Origin of the sequence: Psychrobacter pasteurii (assembly GCF_900162815.1) — a bacterium.
Lineage (GTDB): Bacteria > Pseudomonadota > Gammaproteobacteria > Pseudomonadales > Moraxellaceae > Psychrobacter > Psychrobacter pasteurii.
The window spans coordinates 12,590-35,018 of the sequence record NZ_FUGD01000024.1 but is presented as its reverse complement, the minus strand read 5'-3'; the positions used below and the strand labels follow the sequence as shown (position 1 = coordinate 35,018).

15 protein-coding genes and 2 tRNA genes are annotated in these 22,429 nt (G+C 43.8%); 9 read left to right on the top strand and 8 right to left on the bottom strand.

Annotated elements, in window-relative coordinates; all coding sequences use genetic code 11:
• Positions 1-28 precede the first annotated feature (28 nt).
• Positions 29-1,336, bottom strand: coding sequence for a polyamine export protein PaeA (gene paeA, locus A1232T_RS00400; protein ID WP_077447516.1), 1,308 nt, complete (start codon positions 1,334-1,336; stop codon positions 29-31).
• A 360-nt stretch (positions 1,337-1,696) separates the two neighbouring features.
• Between paeA and nfuA the strand changes: the two genes are divergently transcribed.
• Together nfuA and A1232T_RS00390 are read left to right on the top strand one after the other, a co-directional pair.
• Complete coding sequence (gene nfuA / locus A1232T_RS00395) at positions 1,697-2,347, top strand: Fe-S biogenesis protein NfuA (RefSeq protein WP_077447515.1); 651 nt, start codon at positions 1,697-1,699, stop codon at positions 2,345-2,347.
• Positions 2,348-2,551: 204 nt separating this feature from the next.
• A complete protein-coding gene (locus tag A1232T_RS00390) occupies positions 2,552-3,853 on the top strand; it encodes an O-acetylhomoserine aminocarboxypropyltransferase/cysteine synthase family protein (protein ID WP_077447514.1) in 1,302 nt (433 codons plus the stop codon).
• A gap of 108 nt (positions 3,854-3,961) precedes the next feature.
• Here A1232T_RS00390 and A1232T_RS00385 read toward each other — a convergent pair whose 3' ends face one another.
• On the bottom strand, positions 3,962-4,978 hold the full coding sequence (locus A1232T_RS00385) for an adenosine kinase (RefSeq protein WP_077447513.1): 1,017 nt from the start codon (positions 4,976-4,978) through the stop codon (positions 3,962-3,964).
• Between the two features lie 576 nt (positions 4,979-5,554).
• Here A1232T_RS00385 and A1232T_RS00380 point away from each other — a divergent pair.
• From A1232T_RS00380 to A1232T_RS00370, 3 genes are all read left to right on the top strand, one after another.
• Positions 5,555-6,232 carry a histidine phosphatase family protein gene (locus A1232T_RS00380; protein WP_077447512.1) on the top strand — a complete coding sequence of 226 codons (678 nt, stop codon included), beginning with the start codon at positions 5,555-5,557 and terminating at the stop codon, positions 6,230-6,232.
• A 168-nt stretch (positions 6,233-6,400) separates the two neighbouring features.
• Entirely contained in the window at positions 6,401-9,421 is a 3,021-nt protein-coding gene (locus A1232T_RS00375; protein WP_077447511.1) for an insulinase family protein, read from the top strand.
• 180 nt (positions 9,422-9,601) lie between these two features.
• On the top strand, positions 9,602-10,111 hold the full coding sequence (locus tag A1232T_RS00370; RefSeq protein WP_077447510.1) for a hypothetical protein: 510 nt from the start codon (positions 9,602-9,604) through the stop codon (positions 10,109-10,111).
• A 27-nt stretch (positions 10,112-10,138) separates the two neighbouring features.
• On the opposite strand, the gene A1232T_RS00365 is transcribed toward A1232T_RS00370, so the two are convergent.
• The 3 genes from A1232T_RS00365 to A1232T_RS00355 form a co-directional block, all read right to left on the bottom strand.
• On the bottom strand, positions 10,139-11,497 hold the full coding sequence (locus A1232T_RS00365; protein ID WP_077447509.1) for a WS/DGAT/MGAT family O-acyltransferase: 1,359 nt from the start codon (positions 11,495-11,497) through the stop codon (positions 10,139-10,141).
• A gap of 38 nt (positions 11,498-11,535) precedes the next feature.
• Positions 11,536-12,924, bottom strand: coding sequence for a WS/DGAT/MGAT family O-acyltransferase (locus tag A1232T_RS00360; RefSeq protein WP_077447508.1), 1,389 nt, complete (start codon positions 12,922-12,924; stop codon positions 11,536-11,538).
• 229 nt (positions 12,925-13,153) lie between these two features.
• The gene (locus tag A1232T_RS00355) at positions 13,154-13,993 is read right to left on the bottom strand and encodes a thiazole synthase (RefSeq protein ID WP_425272047.1); all 840 of its coding nucleotides are present in this window, start codon (positions 13,991-13,993) and stop codon (positions 13,154-13,156) included.
• Between the two features lie 342 nt (positions 13,994-14,335).
• On the opposite strand from A1232T_RS00355, the gene A1232T_RS00350 reads away from it, so the two are divergent.
• From A1232T_RS00350 to A1232T_RS00335, 4 genes are all read left to right on the top strand, one after another.
• Positions 14,336-15,667, top strand: a complete 1,332-nt coding sequence (locus tag A1232T_RS00350; RefSeq protein WP_167367013.1) for a LysM peptidoglycan-binding domain-containing protein — start codon at positions 14,336-14,338, stop codon at positions 15,665-15,667.
• Between the two features lie 283 nt (positions 15,668-15,950).
• Complete coding sequence (locus A1232T_RS00345; RefSeq protein WP_077447525.1) at positions 15,951-16,472, top strand: DUF2726 domain-containing protein; 522 nt, start codon at positions 15,951-15,953, stop codon at positions 16,470-16,472.
• Between the two features lie 224 nt (positions 16,473-16,696).
• Positions 16,697-18,784: a catalase gene (locus A1232T_RS00340; protein ID WP_077447505.1), complete on the top strand. Its 2,088-nt coding sequence runs from the start codon at positions 16,697-16,699 to the stop codon at positions 18,782-18,784.
• A 193-nt stretch (positions 18,785-18,977) separates the two neighbouring features.
• The gene (locus A1232T_RS00335; protein WP_077447504.1) at positions 18,978-19,730 is read left to right on the top strand and encodes an MBL fold metallo-hydrolase; all 753 of its coding nucleotides are present in this window, start codon (positions 18,978-18,980) and stop codon (positions 19,728-19,730) included.
• Positions 19,731-19,792: 62 nt separating this feature from the next.
• On the opposite strand, the gene A1232T_RS00330 is transcribed toward A1232T_RS00335, so the two are convergent.
• The 3 genes from A1232T_RS00330 to A1232T_RS00320 form a co-directional block, all read right to left on the bottom strand.
• Positions 19,793-19,868 (bottom strand) — tRNA-Lys (locus A1232T_RS00330).
• A 214-nt stretch (positions 19,869-20,082) separates the two neighbouring features.
• Positions 20,083-20,158: transfer RNA gene (locus tag A1232T_RS00325), tRNA-Lys, on the bottom strand.
• A 181-nt stretch (positions 20,159-20,339) separates the two neighbouring features.
• Positions 20,340-22,334, bottom strand: coding sequence for a MacB family efflux pump subunit (locus A1232T_RS00320; RefSeq protein ID WP_244152314.1), 1,995 nt, complete (start codon positions 22,332-22,334; stop codon positions 20,340-20,342).
• Positions 22,335-22,429: the final 95 nt, after the last annotated feature.

Sequence of the window (22,429 nt, the reverse complement as noted above, 5' to 3'; positions counted from 1 at the left end):
AGTCCTTATAGGAATGGACTTAAGGCCGTTACTCTTCAGTGATTTTAGTAACCAGTAACTGATTGACCTTAAGGTTTTCAGTATCTAGGATTTCAAACTTAAAACCAGCATGTTCGATGAAGTCGGTTTTTTTAGGTATTTTTCGCAAAGAATACATCATGAACCCACTTATGGTTTCATAGTTTTCTGAGTTTGGCAAGTTTATGATACCTAAGGTGCGAATGACATCTTCGATAGGGGTCATACCATCGACCAACCAAGAGTTCTCGGTGCGTTGTACGATGGGCTGCTCATCTACCGTAACCAGCTCACCCATCACAATGCTCATCACATCTTTTAAGGTAATCACCCCGACTACTAATGAGTACTCATTAACGATAATGGCAAAGTCAGAGCCGGTGCTCTTAAAGGTCTCTAAAACATCGAATAAAGAGAGCGTATCTGGAATAAAGAGCGCCGTACGTAAAATAGTAGGGTCTGTTAGACGCACCTGCTCTTTTTGTAAAACCATCGCCAAAAAGGCACGAGACTCAACATAACCTATGGTCTGTTCTAAGTCATCTTCCAAGCAAACTAAGAACTTGTGATGAGGCTGACGAATCATGGTTTCAACGATCACATCATGACTTTCATTCGAGTCAAAATAAACGATGTATTCACGGGTAGTCATTACTGAGGTGACGGTACGCTCTTGCATCTCAAAGATGTTGGCGATTAAGTGGTGCTCTTGATGCTTTAACACTCCAGCTTCCGCACCCGCATCCATCACCGCATAAATGTCTTCTGAGGTCAGATCATCACGGCGAACAGTAGAGACGCCAAGCAGCTTAAATAATATATCAGCGGCGCCATCAAACACCCAGATAATCGGCTTAAACACAAAGATGAGCATCATCATTGGGCGCACTAAGCGGATGGCGATGGACTCAGCGTAACTCATAGCAAAGCGCTTTGGCATCAGGTCAGCAAATAGGACAAACACACTGGTGACTAGAATAAAAGAGATCGCTGAAGCTAGCGTTTCATAACCAACGATGACTTGTAAAAACGATAAGGATTCATGCTGTAAAATGGCTTCTAAATAAGGGCTGACAGCAGACTCACCAATGACACCGGCTAAAATAGCCACGGCGTTTAATAGCACCTGGACCACAGTGATAAAGCTACCAGGATTGTCTTGCATGGCCAATACATCGAGGGCTCGTACTTCCCCTTCTTTGGCTAGGATTTGTAGTTTTATTTTTCGGGCAGAAGCCAGGGCAAGCTCAGAACTTGATACAATAGCACTGATGGCTATTAATAAAAAAATAGAGATTACCGCAGTAATTAAGGTCATGATAGTTAACTCTAAACTTTTTATACTCAAAAACTAGGCAAGAAGCGCCATATATAATGAAGCCATAAAAAGCTCGATAGGATAAGCGAAGGGTTTTTGAGTAGCCCAATAAATGCAGTTTATTGGGGGATAGGCAGTTGTGATTTTGGATAGGCTATATTATAGGTCATATTACAAAATTTAGCTTGCCTATAAGCGTTTTTGCCTAGCAACAGTGCTGAGTTATTTTTCTATGTAACTAATTATCATTTTCCTTGATTAATTCTCAATCGCCACCATAATAGAAGTACTAAAGGCACATATTCAGCTTTAAACCCATCAAATTACCCATCCTACAATTTACAATATAAGAGGTCATTTATGACTGATAACGCTCCAGTTTCTGCAATTGATATCGAACAATCAGACATTAAAAGCAACATTACCATCACTCCTTCTGCCCAAGAGTACTTAGCCGAATTACTGGCGAAACAAGAGACCCCAGGTATTGGCGTGCGTATTTTTGTTGAACATCCAGGGACACCTCGAGCGGAATGTTGTATGGCCTATAACCAGCCTGGTGAAGAAGACGAAGCGGATTTACAAATGCCGTTTGAAGCTTTTACCGCCTACATTGAAGCCTCTTCAGTTCCTTACTTAGAAGATGCAGTTATTGATTACAACAAAGACCGCTTTGGTGGACAGTTAACTTTCCGTGCACCAAACTCTAAAGTGCCTAAAGTAGGCGCTGATGCTAGCGTGGAAGAGCGTATTAACTATGTGCTTCAATCTGAAATTAACCCAAGCTTAGCCGCTCACGGTGGTGACGTACAGTTATTAGAATTGATTGAAGAAGAAGGCGTAGGCCTAACTGCGGTATTAAAATTTGGCGGCGGTTGTCAGGGTTGTTCTGCAGTAGATATGACTTTACGCCAAGGTGTTGAAGTTCAGTTGAAGCAGCAAATTCCTGAGTTAACTCAAGTGGTTGATGACACAGACCACTCGCAAACAGCAAACGCTTACTACAAATAAATCCCTCCTATGTGAGCGGAAGTAATAAGTATAATAAGAATTAGTCATTATATTTATTCATTGGCTGGGTTATCATTAGATAATCCAGCTTTTTTATGGCTTTTTGATTTTGCCTTAAGGGATGCTTTTGGCTTATAGTACTTTTGTTGAGAGTGCCCTGAGGGTTTTATTTAAACTTTTATATTAATACGTTAAGGATGCGATATGAGTAATGCCGACAATGCAGTTGAGAATCAGCGTTTAGAAACTTTAGCCATTCATGCAGGCTATAGTGTAGAGCCGACCACCAAGGCCGTGGCTGTGCCTATTTACCACACCAGCTCTTATGCGTTTGATGATACTCAACATGGGGCAGATCTATTTGACCTAAAAGTTGCAGGTAACATCTATACCCGCATCATGAACCCTACCAACGCTGTGCTAGAAGAGCGTGTGGCGGCATTAGAAGGCGGTATCGGTGCTTTAGCAGTGGCTTCAGGTATGGCGGCCATTACCTATGCAGTGCAAACCATCTGTGAAGCGGGTGATAATATTATTGCAGCTTCAACGCTATATGGCGGTACGTACAACTTCTTTGCTCACACTCTACCGCGTCAAGGTATCGAAGTTCGTTTCTTTGATCACAAAACCCCTGAAGCCATTCACGATTTAGTCGATGACAAAACCAAAATGGTATTCGCTGAAAGTATCGGTAACCCGCTAGGTAACATTATCGATATTGAAGCAATTTCAGAAGCTGCCCATAAGCATGGGGTGCCGGTTGTGATTGATAACACAGTAGCCACGCCAGCCTTGTGCCGTCCGTTTGACTTTGGTGCGGATATCGTGGTGCATTCTTTAACTAAATATATGAGTGGTACCGGTACGTCAATTGGCGGTGCTATCGTGGACAGCGGTAACTTTAATTGGGGTGATTATCCAGAGCGCTTCCCGCTATTGAACCAGCCTGATATTAGCTATCATGGCGTAAACTTCGTAAAAGACGTGGGTGCAGCCGCTTATATCGCACGTGCTCGTGTGGCACCGCTACGTAATACGGGTGCGGCTTTAAGTCCATTAAATGCCTTTAGTATTCTACAAGGTATCCAAACTTTAAGCCTACGTATGGAGCGCCATGTACAAAACGCTCAAGCCGTGGCTGAGTACCTAAAAGGTCATGATAAAGTGGCTTGGGTTAAGTATGCTGGCCTATCAGATCATCCAGACCATGAATTGGCGCAGAAATACATGAAGGGTACGCCTTCTGCTATTTTAACGTTTGGCGTAAAAGGAGGCCGTGAAGCCGGCGCTAAATTTATCGATGCGCTAAACTTAATCACGCGTCTGGTAAATATCGGTGATGCTAAATCATTGGCCAGTCACCCAGCTACTACCACTCACCGTCAGCTTAATGACGAAGAGTTGGCCAAAGCTGGCGTGAGTGAAGATATGATTCGTCTGTCTATTGGTATCGAGCATATTGAAGATATCAAAGCTGACTTAGAGCAGGCACTAGCCAACGCTTAAGGCTATCACTGCTAAACAATAAAAAATCCCAAACTTTTTAGTTTGGGATTTTTTTATTTAAATACTAAATCTTAAAAGCTCAATCTTAAAAGCTAAGAGCTGGCATGCTTAAGACAGAACTTGTTTGGCAATGGCTTGGTACTGCTCTACGGTTAGACGAGGGCCAAATTGTTGAACCACTTGACTGGCGACTGTACCTGCTAGTTGCCCACACTCGGTTAAGCTATGGTTTTGAGATAGAGCATATAAAAAAGCGCCAGAATAGTTGTCGCCGGCACCATTGGTATCAATGACCTTATCTACTTTAGGCGTAGGTACCTTGGTTAAAGTCGTCGTCGCGTCTGCGCCTTTTTCACAAATAACCGTATCTTCAGCACTGTTGGTAACCACAGCCAGCTGACAGTATTGAGTTAAGGCTTGAGCTGCTTCAGTAATGTTGCTAGTTTCGGTAAATAGCATCGCTTCTTCAGCATTACAAAAAATAGTGTTTACCCCATCACCTAAGACCTCAAGTAAGCCTTCTTTGGCGAAGTTAACCACGGCAGGGTCAGCAAAGCTCACAGCAATTTTAATATCGTTGTCTTTGGCTTGCTGACGTAGCTTTTGTAGGGCAGGGCGTAGACTTTCTGACATCGCCAGATAGCCTTCAAAGTATAACCAGCTGCTTTGACTTAAGGCTTCAAAATCTAAGTTGTCTTCGTTAATGTCACTTGAAGTGCCTAAGAAAGTTTGCATGGTGCGCTCACCATCTGGAGTAATCGCTACCACGCATGAGCCAGTCACGCCGCCCGCGGAAACTGATTTCTCAGAGGTAGTGGCCACGCCAGCTTGGTTTAGGTCCGCTAGATAAAACTCACCTGCCTTGTCATCTCCAACACGGCAACCATAAAAAGACTTACCGCCAAGGCTAGCAAAAGCAAACATGGCATTGGCAGCTGACCCACCACCAGTTTGTTTTGACGGCTGTAATTGCTGAGCTTCGAACTCTGCTAGCAACTGGGTTTGCTCCTCTAAGCTGGCTAAAGTCATACTGCCTTTGGCCAAACTGGTTTGAGTAAGTTGTTCATCGTTCAATAGATATTCGTGATCTACTAAAGCGTTTCCTACAGCCATAACGTCGTACATAATATTTCCAACTTTTAGTGTTTGTGGTGTGTTTAATTTCAGTGGGGCTATCATACTGTAATTTAGATTAATTGTGTATGTCGGGGTTACAGCGTGGAACATATCCAAAAAAATTAAGGGTATAAAAAAATTATAAAAATTTATTGATAAAAATATTTGTCATGTAAGTCATTGATTTTAAATAATAAATTATTTGTATAAAAAATAGACAATTTTAGGCTAAGCCTTAAGTAATGCGTACTATTTGCTGTCAAGTCGTGAGTTATACACAGACTTATCCACAGCCCTTGGGGGTAACTGATTTACCCTTAGATTTTATAAGGCGTAGCCAAGATAACAAAAACTCACTGTGGCATCGCAAAAGAGAATTTATTGCCTTTTATAACGCTAACTGACTCAGTAGTCTTCTGATGTTCCACGCTATTTATGGCTTAGCTCTTCTTTAAGACACCATAAACTAAGGCAAAATAAATTTGAATTAATTGTCGTCGCTAGTAGACTAAGCCTGTCTTTGTGTGGATTACTGCTGAGTAGCCATTTAGGTGAGGGATTATTGTTTTTTATGAAGGGGGTAGCATGAAAAAAATATATTTGGTTCGACATGGTCAAAGTACCGCCAATGCCGGTGGGGAAGTACAGCCTAATGCTAAGATTGAGTTGACACAATTGGGCCATAAGCAGGCAGAAGAAGCGGCTGACTGGCTGCTACAAACTTTGGGGGAGGATATTAACTCTATCTGCGTCTCAAGTTATATTCGCACTCAGCAAACCGCGCAGCCTTTAGTGAAGAAATTACAGCAGACACCAAGAGTGATTGAAGGCTTACAAGAGTTTGATTTAATTGGCTTTAGTCGTCTACAAGGCACCACCTTTGAGCAGCGTATGGCGCTCACTGACGCTTATTGGCAATCCGCCAATCCGGCTGTTCCCAATGCAGAGGATGCTGAGAGTTTTCAGCAGTTTTATCAGCGTATTCCGCAAGTGCTTGAGCAGTTTGCAGATTTTGAGTCAGGCAATCATGTGGTCTATACCCATGGCTATTGGATCAGCATGTTGATTTGGTATTTACTGGGACTACCCGCAGATGAAACGCAGGACGTGGCTAAGTTTCGTCAATTCGAATTATCGATACGTGCTCAAAACGGGGAGGTGTTTTGTTTAACGCTACCAAATAGTGAGTTAAAAGGACAATATGCCCCTACCATCACCAAAGTGCGTCACTGCGCTGATCAAAACTCAGATTTATCTGCCTAAGACCTCAAGGGGGATTTGATTGTAAGTAAAGTTGTTACTATGGCTTTAAAAAACCACAACTACCCCCCATTAACTAATATCAGCATTTTTGAATGATGCCTCCTAAATAGTGGGGCCTTTAAAATAGTAATAGCTAATAAAAATACGATAAATAATATGAGCGAAAATATGAAACAAGATAATGCAGCGCCAGATTTGACCTTACATCCAAGCTTTGAATTGATTCAGCACCGCAAAATTGAAGCGTTGTCCTTAGATGTCCTCATCAGCAAGCACAAGCAAACTGGAGCCATGCACTATCACTTGGCCCATCCAAGTGATGAAAACGCATTCTTGGTAGGCTTTCGTACTCAGCCAATGGACTCAAAAGGCGAGGCACATATTCTTGAGCATACTGCGCTTTGTGGGTCTGCTAAATATCCAGTGCGTGATCCATTCTTCTCAATGATTAAACGTTCATTAAACACGTTTATGAATGCTATGACTGCGGCCGACTGGACGGCTTATCCCTTCGCAACTCAAAATAAAAATGACTACTTTAACCTGTTGTCGGTATACCTTGATGCCTCATTTTTTCCAAACTTACATCCGCTAGATTTCGCTCAAGAAGGCATTCGTGTTGAGTTGGATGAGAATGATAAGCCGCAGTTTAAAGGCATTGTGTTTAATGAGATGAAAGGCGCGATGAGTGGTGAGATTGACCAGTTATATCACAGCGTTGCGCATCACTTATTCCCAACCACCACTTATCACTACAACTCAGGCGGTGATCCTGCGGATATTCCAGATTTAACCCATGCCGAGTTGATTGAGTTCCATAAAAGCCATTATCACCCGTCTAATAGTGTGATTATGAGCTTCGGTAATATTCCAGTGCAGCAAACTCAAGCTAAGTTACATGAAGATGCCTTGGCTCAATTTGGGGAAGGCAAAAAGCATGAATCACGCCCTGAAACTCGTTTAAGTGCCCCTATTCAAGTAACAGAAACCTATACGGTAGATGAGGTAGACAAGGCGCAAACTCACCATGCGATGGCTTGGTTACTGCCTGAGATTACCGATCCAAAACAGCGTTTGGCCCTGCGTTTATTAGAAGGGGTGTTAATTGAGCATGCCGGCTCACCTTTGCGTGCGTATTTGGACAGTCATCCGCTAGCGACAGGTCCAAGCCCACTATTAGGCTTAGATGACAGTCACTTTGAAATGGTGTTCTACGCCGGGGTACGCGGTTCAGAAGCTGAGCATGCCGATGCCGTTGAGCAAGGGGTTCTAGACTTATTGCAGCAAGTGGCGGATAGCGAGATTGACCCAGAGGCCATTGAGACCATCTTGCACCAAATCGAGATTGATCAGCGCCATATCGGCGGCGACAGCATCCCTTATGGTCTAAATCTAATGTTAGAAGGCTTTAGTACCGCCATTCATGACGGTAACCCCATTGATATCTGGGAAGTGGATGAGCATTTACAGTGGCTGCGTGAGCAAGTTAAAGATCCAAGCTGGTTACCTAGCTTGCTACGAAAGCACTTGATTGACAATCCACACCGAGTGCGTGTGACCTTAGTGCCTGATGCCACTAAGTCTGCGAAGTTGGCAGAAGCTGAGCAAGCCCGTTTGGATGCTATCGAAGCGACGTTAACAGAAGCCGATAAGCAAAAACTCAAAGAGCAAGCCGAGCAGTTAACCGCCCGTCAAGCAGCGGAAGATGACTTAAGCTTACTGCCTAAAGTGGGCTTAGAAGATGTTCCTGACTCTATCAGCTTTATCCATGGCAAGCAGGTAGACATTAAGCTTGCGGGTGATGACAGCGTGCTTTATCAGTATGAAGCGGGTACTAACGGCCTATATTACTATCAGGTGATTATGCCACTGGCCGGTCAAGATGAGCTGATTAACCACCCGCTATTGCCTATTTATTTAGGGCTATTGTCGGAGCTGGGAACAGATACTTTACCAGCTCGTGATTTTCAGGCGCTACAAGCGGCGCATTCATCTGGAGTAACGGCGCGCATTAGTCAGCGTACCTCACCACAAAACCCTGATTTATTGAGCAGTTACTTTGTGGTGGCAACTCGTGCTTTAAATCGTAAGCCTGAAGCCATTGACTTGGTGAAGCAAGTATTAGAGCACAGTATCTTCACTGAAAAAGACCGTATCAAAGAGCTATTGCAACAAAGACGTGCCGGCTGGCAGTCTCGTTTGGCCAGCTCAGGTCATGCGTATGCAATGCAAACGGCAAGTCGTAGTATGAGCCGTCAAGCTGAGCTTGAGTATGTGCGTAGTGGCTTACCTGCTTTAAATGCCCTAAAAGAGTTCTTAGGCAATCCGACTGAAGATGAGTCTAAGTGGGATGAGTTATCTAGCGCGCTAGTTGTACTACACAAGCGCTTGGCTAGCCTGCCGAAGCAAGCTGTGATTGTGTGTGAACCGGAGCAAACAGAAAACTTTAAGCAGTTAATTGAACAAAACTGGGCGCAGTCGCTGTATACCAATAAGGTAGAGCAGGACAGTCAGGCTTTGGCTAACAGTATTCCTGCTGAATACACTCAGCTGCAGCTTGAGCGAGGCAGTGCTGTGCCACAAGAAGCGGATACTCTAGAGCGTCAAGCGGATGACATGGCATGGTTAGTGGCTACCAATGTGTATCACAATGCCGCCGCTTATCCTGTAGTTCCCGCAGATCATCCAGATACTGCAGCCTTGATGGTACTGGCGCCTTACTTACGCAATGGCTATTTGCATGGAGCTATCCGCGAACGTGGCGGCGCTTATGGCGGTGGTGCAGGCTATGATGCCAATGCCTGTGCCTTTAAGTTCTTTAGCTATCGTGACCCACATTGTGCAGAGACTTTCGAGCACTTTGAGCAAAGTGTGAACTGGCTACTCAATGAACCACAAAAGCCTGAACAGTTGGAAGAGGCTATTTTAGGTATCATTTCAGGTATGGATAAGCCAGGATCACCGGCAGGAGAGGCGGTGAAATCTTGCTTCGCCGACTTACACAATCGTGGTGAGGCTTGGCAGCAAAAAATGCGCGGCAATATTCTAGAGGTTACCTTAGAAGACTTGCAGCGTGTGGCGACCACTTATCTAAAAGATAAGCCAAGTAGCAAAGCAGTGTTGGCCCCTCATGATAAAGAAGAGGTGGTTCAACAGCTTGGATTTAAAGTGGCTAAAGTTGCCAGCTAAGCTAAGTAGATCTTAGCTTTGTTGAGTAAGCGTGTCACAATGACATCATAAAAAAAGAGGTGGGCGTTGAGCTCACCTCTTTTTTATGGGTCATAGCTCTATAAATCAAAGCAAAAAATAGCAATTTGTGGTTAGATAGCAGGCTTAATCTGATAACTATGTTGAGAATAAGAGAAAACAATGCAAGATGAGTACCATAAGCCCAATCAGGACAGCGCTACTCCAGATCCTGTGGCGATGACTAAAACCGAGCAAACCAAAAGCTATCGCTATTTATCACGCTTTGCGCTGATGTATACCTTGCTCTATGTTTTCTTACCCTCAAGCTTGTCTCAACTAGGTCTGCCTATTTCTGGGATAGGGTTATCGGCTCTGGTGGTTTTGGGGTTAAACATTGCAGTAATTGCTTTATTTAACAGGATTGAAGCGCGCAGCTTAGAGAAAATAGAGTGTCACCGTATTGGCTTATTAACAGCGGTATTTACCCTGGTGGTGACCTCTGCTTTGATGATTTATTCTTTATACGATCTATCAGCGGCAGAGCTGACGCTCACCGCTTTAAAAGAAAACGGGGTCATCCCTATGCTGGTTATTAGCGGGGCCATTGGCTTTGCCATTAATTATGTGGTCATCACCTATGGGCTGTGGCTACTACAAAGCTTGAAATCACGATTTAATAAATCGGTCTAGCCGGTTATGGATCTGGCTGCTTATAGACTAAGTAAGGTTGCAAAACTCTTCAAGCTTGGACAACTCTGTGTCTAACCAATCGGGTAGGGACTCAAGATTTGGCAGCGTCTTATCGCAGCCGATAATACCAAAGTGCAGCTGATCTAAATAGCTGGTAAAGGTGATGTTTAACGCCTGACCATTGAACACCACAGAAGCCGGGTATAAAGCGGTGAGTGTGGCGCCATTCCAATACAAAGGCTCTTTGGGCCCTGGGACATTAGAGATTAAGATATTAAAGGCTTGTTTTTTGGGATAAGCATTGGTCAATAGATTCACGCCTTCCCAAGCATAGCTTATAGCGCTGTAATTAATGACTTGGGCTTGCTCCATTCGCTCAAACTTATCTTTGCCCAGAGTCATGCTGTCATGGATGGCCTTAATTCGCTCAACAGGGTCGGTAACGTCTGTGGCTAAGTTACATAGCACTAAGGAGGCTTGATTGCCTGATGCGCTGTCATCTTTGCGTAAAGACACAGGAACAAAAGCAATCAGCGGCTCTTTTGGTAGCTGCTGAAGTTGTAACAGATAGCTGCGTAACGCCCCAGAGCAGATGGCCAGAGCCACATCATTGATACTCACTTGTAAGCTTTGGGCTATTTTTTTAAATCTAGGCAAGTTATAAGTGATGGCAAAAAAGGCTCGGCTGTTTGAGATACGTTGATTTAACAGGCTAGTTGGGGCCTGTAGAGTCGAGACAAATCCCGGCTCATTTCGCTCTTTAAGCTCATTTTTCAGCTCACCAAAAACCGGCTTGATGGTACCAAGCTGTTCTTTTATCACGCCGCCAAACGTGCGTTTATTAGGCGCTACGTTTTCTAGATTTTTTTCATCACGTCTAAGTAGTGCCCAAGGCGGTAAAGTCATGACCTCATTTGGAGAGTTAGATAAAGATTTCTCCACAATGCGCATGGCTGCCACGCCATCTACCAGTGAGTGATGAATCTTAAAATATAACGCAAAACGCTTGGGGTTTACCGCATCGATACCCTCAATAATATGACACTCCCATAAGGGATAGTTTTTATCGAGCATATTGGCATGGACATCAGACACGTAGAAAAGCAGAGCCTGGGCAGAGTGGGGCTTAGACAAAACGGTATGATGGAAATGGTAGTGCAGATCGAAGTTATCTGTGGTTTTCCAAAAAGTTAAGTTGTGCAGCACCTGATTAAAAGGAAAGGTAGGCGGAGTCTTGCCTTTGCGCAGTTGACGAACTAAGTTGGTCACAAAGTCAGGCCCTGCAGAGGCAGGAATATCAAACAAAAACAGCCCACCTACATGCATGGGCTGTTTGTGCTTTTCAATTAAAAAAAACAGCTGTTCTACCAAAGAGACTACGCGCATATGACCTCTTGCTGTTTTAGTTTGTGTTACAACCAAAGTTATTCACGAATACCCAATCTTCTTTCGTTGCAAATCTGCTCTAGATTGGCTAATTCACTTTCTAATAACTTCAATAGATTTTGAGTTTTTGGTAGGGTTTTACTACAAGCGACGATACCAAATTCAATTTTATCCAAATAACTGGCCAAGGTTATGTTCATGGCTTGACCATTGAATAAAATAGAGGCCGGATATAGCGCTCTTAACTCTGCGCCATTCCAGTACAGCTTTTTCTTAGAGCCCGGTACGTTTGAAATGATGAGGTTAAAAGCCTGCTTCTTAGGATAAGCACTGGTCAGTACGTTAACCAACTCCCAGCTATAAGCCAGCAAGCTGTAGTTAATGACCTCTGGCTGAGTCATACGACCAAAGCGACTCTTACCATCATTCATACTGTCATGAACCAGCTTCAAGCGGTTAAGCGGGTTTTCTAAATGGGTACCAAGGTTACATAAGATAAAGGCAAATTGGTTGCCCGAAGCACTCTCATCTTTACGCATAGAGTAAGGAACCCAGGCGATTAAAGGATCTTCAGGTAGCTCGTTAATTGAAATCAGATAGTTGCGTAACGCACCAGAGCAAACGGTAAGTACCACGTCATTGATACTGACCCCTAAGTTTTGGGCCACGTTTTTGAATCTTTCAAGCTCATAAGAGTCTGCAATAAAGCGTCTTGAGCTAGAAATACTCTGGTTCAATATGCTGGCTGGCGCTTGAGTGGTTCTAACAAAGCTTGAGTCTTTGCTTTGATTTAGGGTTTGAGCGATTTCCTGTAGGACAGGTTTGGCCGTTTTTAATTGATCTTTGAAGATACTCAAAGCAGAGTGATCTTTGCTCGGCAGAACCGTCTCAATCTCATAGCGATGACGCATCATTAACGCCCATAAAGGCAGGGTCAAGGTCTCGTTTGGAGACTGAGACAAAGACTTTTGTACCAAGCGCATTGCGGCAATACCGTCCACCAATGAGTGGTGAATCTTAAAGTATAGGCCAAAGCGTTTTGGACGTCCTGGCGACTCAGGCTCAATGCCTTCAATAATATGACATTCCCATAAAGGACGCGCGCGGTCTAATAGGCGGCCATGTTCTTTTGAAATATAAGACAGCAGTTCACGCACCCGTGCTGGTTTCGGTAGCGCGATATGATGGAAGTGGTGCTCAACATCGAACTCTTCATCCTTAGCCCAATAGGTTAAGTTGTGAAGCACTTGGTTAAAAGGGAAGGTCGGAGGAGTCTTTGAAGACTGCATTTGTTGTACCAGTGACAGAACGAAATCTTCATCGGCTTCTGCAGGAATTTCGAATAAGAATAAACCGCCAACATGCATGGGTTGTTTACGTTTTTCGACCAGCAAAAACATAAAATCTAGTATTGATAATAAACGCATAGCATTCCTTTGCTCAGATAAATTGGAGGTATAGTGAAAATTGTGACTGTAAAGAAGAGCTTATAATCATTTTAGGTGATGATATCCATATTAATGCAAAACCTATTTGAGTTAAATAGGTAATATTGCTTTTAATCATTGCTTTACATTTAGGGCTTAGTCAGCCCCCAGCCTCAAAAGCAATGACCGTTAATAAGAGGCCGGTTTGTGAGGAGTAACTTATAACAAATTACTGAAAAAAGTAGCCAGTCTGTGGCGAGCTGGGCAGAGCCATTCTACGTTTTGGCATACGGCCTGCTAGATAAGAGGCACGTCCCGCCCAAATAGCGTGTTTCATGGCATGGGCCATTAAGACAGGGTTGTCTGCATTGGCGATGGCTGAGTTCATCAATACGCCATCACAACCAAGCTCCATAGCAATAGCTGCATCTGACGCAGTACCTACGCCGGCATCTACTAGTACTGGAATGTTCAGTTCTTGAGTGTTCTCAATGATAATACTTAAGTTGTGCGGGTTTAACAATCCCAAACCAGAACCGATGAGGCTACCTAAAGGCATAATCGCCACACAGCCCATGCTAGCAAGCTCTTTGGCAACGATGGGGTCATCAGAGGTGTACACCATAACCTCAAACCCATCTTCGATTAATTTTTGGGCTGCTGCCAGCGTTTCGGTCACGTTTGGGTATAAGGTCTTCTCATCGCCTAGGACTTCTAGCTTCACTAGATTATGTCCATCTAGTAACTCACGCGCCAGCTGACAGGTACGTATCGCAGTATCGGCGTCAAAACAGCCAGCCGTATTGGGTAAGATAGTGTATTTTTCAGGAGAAATAACATCTAGTAAGTTTGGCTGATCTCTATGTTGACCAATGTTGGTGCGGCGGATAGCCACAGTCACAATTTCTGCACCAGAGGCTGCAATGGCATCCCCTGTCTGCTGTAAATCCTTATATTTACCGGTACCGACCAATAATCGGGAAGAGAAGGTACGGCTACCTACTGTGAAGCTATCGTTTTTTAAAGGAGTCATAAGAGCGGTGTTTTGAGTGTTGTCTGAAGCTTGCATAGTCATTCCAGTTACCTTGAGGTGAGAGGAGTAGGTGTTATAGAAGCTTAACACGTCACAATCACCGCTCCTCGGGAGATGTTTTTTTATTATAACAAATAAGCTAGGCCCACTGGTTTTAATATAGAACAGCAGGGTTAATTAGTGTTATTTACTGTTTAATTGATTGATATTATTAGTTATTTAGGGTCATGCATCCCGTTTACCAAACTAAGCAGGCTTGACTACACTTGATAGCAGACATCCCTTGAGTAATCCTTTATAATCCATAAATAAATATTACTTATTAACAGTCTAGTTGAATCAAACTGTTTAAGCATGAGAGATTACAAGGGGTTGGATATGGATTCATCACGACAATTACTATTGGGTACAACCGTATTCATTGGAGGCGGCATATTGCTGTTGTCTTTGGTGAAACAAATGGATGCCCCAAAAGATGCTGACATTGATAATGCCATAAAAGTTGAGCAAGTAAGTACGGCTGTAAAAACGGATCAGGATCCCTTAACTGCTGATCTTGAGACAGAAGAGCGTATCTTGGCGCAAAAGCGACTTGAGCGTGAAAAGAAGATGGCGCAGTTGGATCAAAAAACACGTGAGTTTTTGACTGAGCAAGAAAAAGCAGAAGCTTTGGCCATGCAAAAAGCACGTCTAGAAAATGAGCAGTATCGCAGTGGAGCCGCTGAACCTGTTGTCGATGAAATGCCAGAATCAGAAGAAACTTCTAAGGCCGCTACGCCGGTAACGCGCCCGGTAGTCACTGCAAGACCGGTTGAGCAGACGGTAACACCAGTGAGTAGCACGCAGCAGATGCAAGCCCGCAATGAGACTCAGACGCAGGCGACACAATCAAAGCCTGAGCCGAAGCCACAAGCTGAAGTAGCTTCTTCAAAGGCACCCACCAGCACCCAGAAGCACACGGTACAACGTGGTGAAGGGTTAATTAAGTTGTCTCGTCAATATAATGTGCCTGTCGAAGCGATTTCTCAGGCCAATAAATTGTCGAAAAGCTCTACCATACGCGTAGGACAAGAGATTACTATTCCTTCGCAAAGCCAGATAGACCGTTTGGTACGTGATTATAATGCTAGCAATGCCAGTCAGTCTAAGCCGCAACAAACCAAAGCTGCTGAGACCAAGCCTGCTGCGTCTACCAATAAGGCGCCTACTAGCCAGCAAGGTTATGAAGTAAAACCAGGTGATGGTTTAATCAAGCTGGCACGACAGTATAACGTACCAGTAGAAGCCTTGGCTCAAGCCAATAACATGAGCACCAACTCATCGTTAAGAGTGGGGCAGAACATTACCATTCCTTCTCGTAAGCAAGTAGAAAGATTGCAGCGAGAAGCAGAGCAAAAAAGAGCCGCTGAGCAAAATAAGCGAGAAGCACAGCAGCGCTTAGCAGAAGCCCGTCGTAAGGCGGCCAGTGGTGAAGCCAAAGGAACCTTCGGAGTACAGGTGGCGCTTGCAGATAGCCAACAAAAAGCCGATGACATTGTCAAAGAGCTTCGTGCCGCTGGTTATCCTGCTTCGACCAGTAATACCAGTAAAGGGGTTCGAGTCATTGTGGGGCCTGAAAAAGGCAAAGAAGCTGCTTTGGCTTTAAAAGATAAAATCAATGCGGATCCTAAGGCCAATGTGAACAATGCTTGGGTGCTATATTGGCGCTAAGCTACCCGTATTTTAACTTGATTTACCTAAAGAGCTACTTTGCAATCAAACACGACACTAGCTGTCGTGTTTTTTTATGAGTAGCCTTAAAGTATAGGCCAGTATCGCTTAGAAATGCGATAATACAAATGAATATAAGGGTTTGTTTTTAAAGGTATTTAAAATAAGAACAAGTATTCAATGATTTTAAAATTTAGCGGTAACAAAGGATTATAGATAAATTCTTTATTACTTCATGTGGTAAGTAGTTTTTGAGTTAAGGCGGTAAGATTTAGTGGACTTTATGATGTTAGGGGTCATGGTGTTGGTCGCACTCATTATTATGATGAGTATTGTTGCTCAGCGTCGCCATGACAATAAAAAAGAAAAACCGGTAAAAGGAGATGATCTAGCAATTTGGCCTTTTGAGCCGATGCCGATAATGACCGATACAGAAGTGTTGTTTTTTGCCAAATTGCAACAAGCAGTACCAGAGTATTATGTTTTTAGTCAGGTGCAGCTCTCACGCATTATTGCACCCAGTGAAGATGCTGGAAGTGACAAAAACTTTTGGTTTAATCGCATCTGCCGTCAAAGCGTGGATTATGTGTTGGTGGATAGAGATGCTCAAACTACCTTGCTTGCCATTGAGCTTGATGACTGGACGCATGACAGTGTCGCCAGACAAAAAGCAGACGATAAGAAGGATAAGGCTTTGGCCAGTGCTGGCATTCCTATCTTAAGATTTCATGCTGAGCGTATGCCCAGTGTGTCTGTGATACGCCATGATATTGAAGCAGTGATTAGTAAATATTTTCACAATTAAATCAATGGCTTAATCTAAATATATCCTTGAGTAAAGTTTGAGTGAGTTAAATAGAAAAGCTTCTTAACACTGCGTATACATATCTAACTAAACCTAAACAGGTATTTTGGCTATTTTGTTTAATATGTAGATTGGCTAGATAAGTAGTTAGATAAAAAAAGCTAGCATTTTTAGACTAGAAGAATTGTGAAATAACTCACTCAGCAAGCAAGGATGATATAAGAATGAAAGATAATATTAATCATAATGATCCCGCTAAAGATATGAACCCACAAACGGGAAAGGGCGGAGAGCCCCAATATCAAGCAGGGCAAGATGTGCCCAACTTAACCACACAGCAAGGTGTGGTCATCTCTGATAACCAAAACTCGCTCAAAGCCGGCCCAAGAGGCCCCGCCTTATTAGAAGATTTCGTCTTACGAGAAAAAATTACCCACTTTGATCATGAACGTATTCCTGAGCGTATTGTCCATGCTCGTGGCTCTGGTGCTCATGGTTACTTCGAATTAACGGAATCTTTAGAAGAGTACACCACAGCCAAGATTCTGACAGAGACAGGCAAGCAGACTCCGCTATTCACCCGTTTTTCGACAGTCGCAGGGAATAAAGGCTCAAAAGATACCCCTCGTGATGTGCGTGGGTTCGCGGTGAAGATTTATACTTCTGAGGGCAACTGGGATATCGTTGGCAATAATATGCCCATCTTCTTTATTCAAGATGCGATGAAGTTCCCAGATTTCGTTCACGCCGTTAAGCCTGAACCGGATCGTGGTTTCCCGCAGGCCGCCTCAGCGCATGATACTTTTTGGGACTTTGTCTCCTTAACGCCTGAAACCATGCATAACCTAATTTGGTTAATGAGTGACCGTGCCATTCCCCGTAGCTTACGCATGATGGAAGGCTTTGGTATTCACTCTTATCGCCTTATTAACAAAGAAGGCAAGAGTACTTTCGTTCGTTTCCACTGGAAGCCCAAATTAGGGGTACAAGGTTTAACCTGGGATGAAGCGGTGAAGATTTCAGGGGCTGATCCTGACTATAACCGTCGTGATCTATTTGAATCTATTGAAGCTGGCGACTATCCTGAATGGGAGTTTGGCGTTCAGTTATTCACTGAAGAAGAAGCAGAAAAATTCCCATTTGACCATTTAGATGCCACCAAGCTTATTCCCGAAGAATTGGTACCGGTTAAGATTATCGGTAAGATGGTGTTAAACCGTTATCCAGATAACTTCTTTGCGGAGACTGAGCAGGTTGCCTTCTGTCCCTCGCACTTGCCACCAGGCATCGACTTTAGTAATGACCCGTTATTGCAAGGCCGTCTGTTTAGCTACCTAGATACTCAGCTTTCTCGCTTAGGATCACCAAACTTTGCACAAATTCCGATTAATGCGCCAAAATGCCCGTTTGCTCATAACCAACAAGATGGCCATATGCAAATGCAGGTACCAAAGGGCAGAACGCTATATGAACCTCAAAGTTTAGAGCCGAATAAGCCTCGTGCCAACTACAAGCAAGGCTTTAAGTCTTATGATGAGCAGTTGGATGATGGTGTGAAAGGACGAGTGCGCGCTGAAAGCTTTGCAGACCATTATAGCCAACCTCGTATGTTCTATCGCAGTCAGACGGCAACGGAGCAAGCACACATTGCTTCTGCCTTTGCCTTTGAGTTGGGTAAGGTGGACACCGCTCACGTTCGTACCCGTATGCTGGGTCACCTCATCAACATTGATCAAGAGTTGGCAGAACGTGTGGCTAAGGCTCTAGGCATGGAGTTACCAGAAGCGCCTAAACCAAGTGCTCCTATTCAAGACTTGCCTACATCGCCAGCAGTACAAACCATTGGCCTGTCACCAAAAACGTTAAAGGGTCGTCAAATTGGTATCTTGATTGGTGAGGGCTCAAGCCGTGAACAAATTGAGAAGTTTGAAAAGGCGGCGAAAGCAGCAGGGGCAAGTGTCAAGATTGTGGCTCCAAGCAAAGAAGCTGTATTAGATGAAGGCACGCGAGTACAAGCCGATGAGCGAATCGCTGGTGCCCCTTCTGTGCTGTTTGATGCTGTGGTGAGTATCATTATGCCAGATGTGGCTAAGAAGCTTGCTAACGATAGCTCAGCACTAGATTGGTTCAATGATGCCTTTAACCATTGTAAGGCGATTGCTTATTGTCCGGCGACAGAAAAGCACATCTTAAGTAAGCTACCAATAGAAAAAGATGAGTTTGTGACACCACTCGATGCAGTAGATGAATTTATCGAAAATGCTAAGACTCGTTTATGGGAGCGTGAGCCTAAGGTGCGTGACTTGGCATAAGCTTTTTAGCTTACGACCTTAATTTTTTATTAAATAAAAACCAGCCTTTTAAGGCTGGTTTTTTACATCTATATCTTCGTATTCTGCGAGTAAAATAGACAGTAAAACTTATCGGTCAACATGGAGGCTTAAACTATCTATACACTCGGTTTACTATGATTCGATTGTTTTTTGAGCAGGGATTAGGAAAATTATGAGTTTAGTAGAAATAGTGGGTATCGAAGGCTACATTCAGACCACCTACCTTGCGGTATATCCTGATAAGTTATTGTTATTGGATTCGGGCTGTTACAGTGATGTAGAGACCATACTGAATTACATCACCAAGACGCTAAAACGCCCTGTGGAGCAGTTAAGAGCTGTGGTAGTGTCTCACATGCACCCAGATCATGCAGGAGGTGCTGAACTGTTACGGAAGAAGACAGGTTGTCAGATTGTGGCAAGTGGCAAAGCACAATCCTGGTATCAGGGCGTATCAGGACGTATTAGTCATATTAATGATCTAGGTTTAACCTATTACGTTGCTAACCGCCGAAAACAGAAGGTTAAATATCAATGGTACTCTCCATCGATAAAGCCAGATGTGGTGGTAAAAGAAGGGGAGGCCATTCCTAATTTTGAAGATTGGGTAGTATTTGAGACGCCAGGACATACCAACTGCGACTTGTCTTTATGGCACCCACAAACTAAGCAGGCTTATACAGCGGACCTCATTTTAAAAATTAAAAATAAGTTTGTGTCCCCGTATTTGATAACCTATCCGGAAGAGTACATAGCTTCTTTAAGGAAAGTTCAAGACCTACAGCCGTCTTTGTTATTGTTAGCACATGGTGAGAAGTCGACCATTAACAATGAAGATTTTCAGAGCTTGATTGATAAGGCGCCCACGGCCCCTCGCAAACTAGGATTATTAGAAGCGTTACAGTCAATGGGTAGCAAAAAATAGCCCAAACGATAGGCAAAGAAAAACCCCAATTAAACTTAAGTTTAATTGGGGTTTTTAGTATTTGGTGGGCCGACCGCGACTCGAACGCGGGACCAATAGATTAAAAGTCTACTGCTCTACCAACTGAGCTATCGGCCCTAAAGTACTTGAAGAGTTAATGTGTCTCTCTAACAAGAGAGGCATATTATACTTATCAAATTTAAGAATGCAACATAAATTTAAAAATAATTTCAACTTTATGGCATCTTATCAACAGTCTAAATAGAATATGAATTCTTAGTAGAATATAACATATTAAGACAAACTGTTGGAAAGAAAAACCCCGACTGACTTAATCGGGGTTTTAAATATTTGGTGGGCCGACCGCGACTCGAACGCGGGACCAATAGATTAAAAGTCTACTGCTCTACCAACTGAGCTATCGGCCCTAAATATTACCTTAAAGGGTTTGCTGTATCCCCTTAACGTGAGAGCACATTATACGCCTCAAAAATGAGAATGCAACCCTAAATATAAATTTTTTCGATTTTTTTCGAGATTAATCCGTTTTTTATATTTCACGCCTTAATTTATGGTTATTTAAACCCCAGTACCGGCGTGCAGAACAGATTAGTCTCTAGATAAAGCCTCCACTGGATTAAGCTTGGCTGCGTTACGGGCAGGCAGGAAACCAAAAATAATCCCGATTAAAGTAGAGCAAATAAAAGCGGCGATAATAGAAGTAGGGGAGTAGATAACGCTAAAGCTGTCAGAGCCTAAGCTATTAATCCCCTCTCCAATCATAAAGGCCAGCAATATCCCCAAGCCACCGCCTAAAATACAAACCAGGACAGCTTCTATCAAAAACTGCTGCATAATGTCACTTTGACGCGCGCCCACCGCCATACGCACCCCAATTTCATTGGTACGTTCGGTTACTGAGACTAGCATAATGTTCATCACCCCGATACCGCCCACCACTAAAGAGATAATCGCAATGGAGGAGATGAGTAGCGTCATGGTGTTGGTGGTAGACTCAATGGTTTGACGGATTGAGTCAGAGTTACGGGTTCTAAAGTCATCAGCGCCATGTCGACCTTCGATCAGCTCTGAAATGGCGGATTCAGCGGCACTGGTTGAGATTTGGTTATCAATCAGCACCACAAAGCGGTCAATGGTATCACCCCCCACAATACGCGACATCATGGTGGTATAAGGCATATAAATTGTGGGGCTATCACTAGAGCGTCCAAAGCCATTGTCGTTAGGCTCTAAAACTCCAATCACACGGCCTGGAACATTACCAATTAGTAAGACTTCTCCAATTGGATTTTCTAATTCAGGGAAGAAAGTGGTTTTGGCATTATCATCAATAATGACATCTTGCATACGCAGAGAGATGCTTTGCTCATCGAATCCTTGGCCCATTGCCAGCTTTTCTCCAGTGACCTCTAGATAATCAGAGCCGACACCACTGATGCTAGAAGACTCTTGGACATTGCGATAGCGGACGCTGGCACTGGCATCTAGCTGCGGGCTGACACTGACCACATAAGGCTGATCGGCCACAGCTTTGGCATCATCGGGAGTCAGGTTGTCATCATTGTATCGCCGTCTGGGGTCACCATAAGGATAGCCGTCAATAACGGTGATGGTGTTGGTACCTAGGGAGCTGATATTGGACAAGATTTGCTGTTGTGACCCTTGACCTAAGCCCACCACAGAGACTACTGAGGCAATACCAATGATAATACCTAACATGGTCAATAAGGTGCGCATCTTATGAGCACGCATCGCCAATACGGACATTCTAAAGGCTTCAGATAAGCGGTCAATTAATGAGCCCAGACGACTTTTTTGTTTGTGGTGTAGAGTTCTTGAAGGACTAGGCGAGTCAGCTTGTGTGGTCTCTTTAGAAGCGGAGGTTTCAGTACTTTCTTCAGCTCTAAAGTTATCATTGCGGTAATCGGCAATAATGCGTCCGTCTTTAAGCTCAATGACCCGCTCTGCTTGCTCGGCAATGCTCGGGTCATGGGTGACCATAATTACCGTATGACCTTGTTTGTTTAAGTTATTTAAAATCTGTAAGACATCTTTGCCTGATTTACTGTCCAAAGCCCCTGTGGGCTCATCGGCTAAGATGACATCGCCGCCATTCATCAAAGCTCGGGCGACTGATACGCGCTGCTGTTGTCCGCCAGACAGTTGGCTTGGTCGGTTATGAACCTTATCACCCAACCCTAAGTCCGTAAGAAGCTGCTCGGCACGCTGGGCGCGAACCTTATTGTCCATTCCTGCATAGACGGCTGGTACAGCAACGTTATCGCGAGCGTCAATATCGCCAAGTAGATGATACCTTTGGAAAATAAAGCCAAAATGTTCACGACGCAGCTTAGCTAACTCATCAGCGTCAAGCTGTTTGACTGATTTACCGAAGATTAAGTAGTCACCCGCAGTGGCTTTATCTAAGCAGCCTAAGATATTCATCAAGGTTGACTTACCAGAGCCAGACTGACCAATGATGGCTACCATTTCACCTTGATAAATAGTCAAATCAATATCATGCAAAATACGAATGGTTTGTTCACCCGCGGGAAATTCGCGGATGATGCCCTTAAGCTGCATGATCGGCTCTGCCCCAGATTTTGGCGATGAGGCGGTCCTGTTTGGCACTAGGTCGGATGCAGTAGGGTTACCTATTGGTGGCTTAGGTGTGGTCA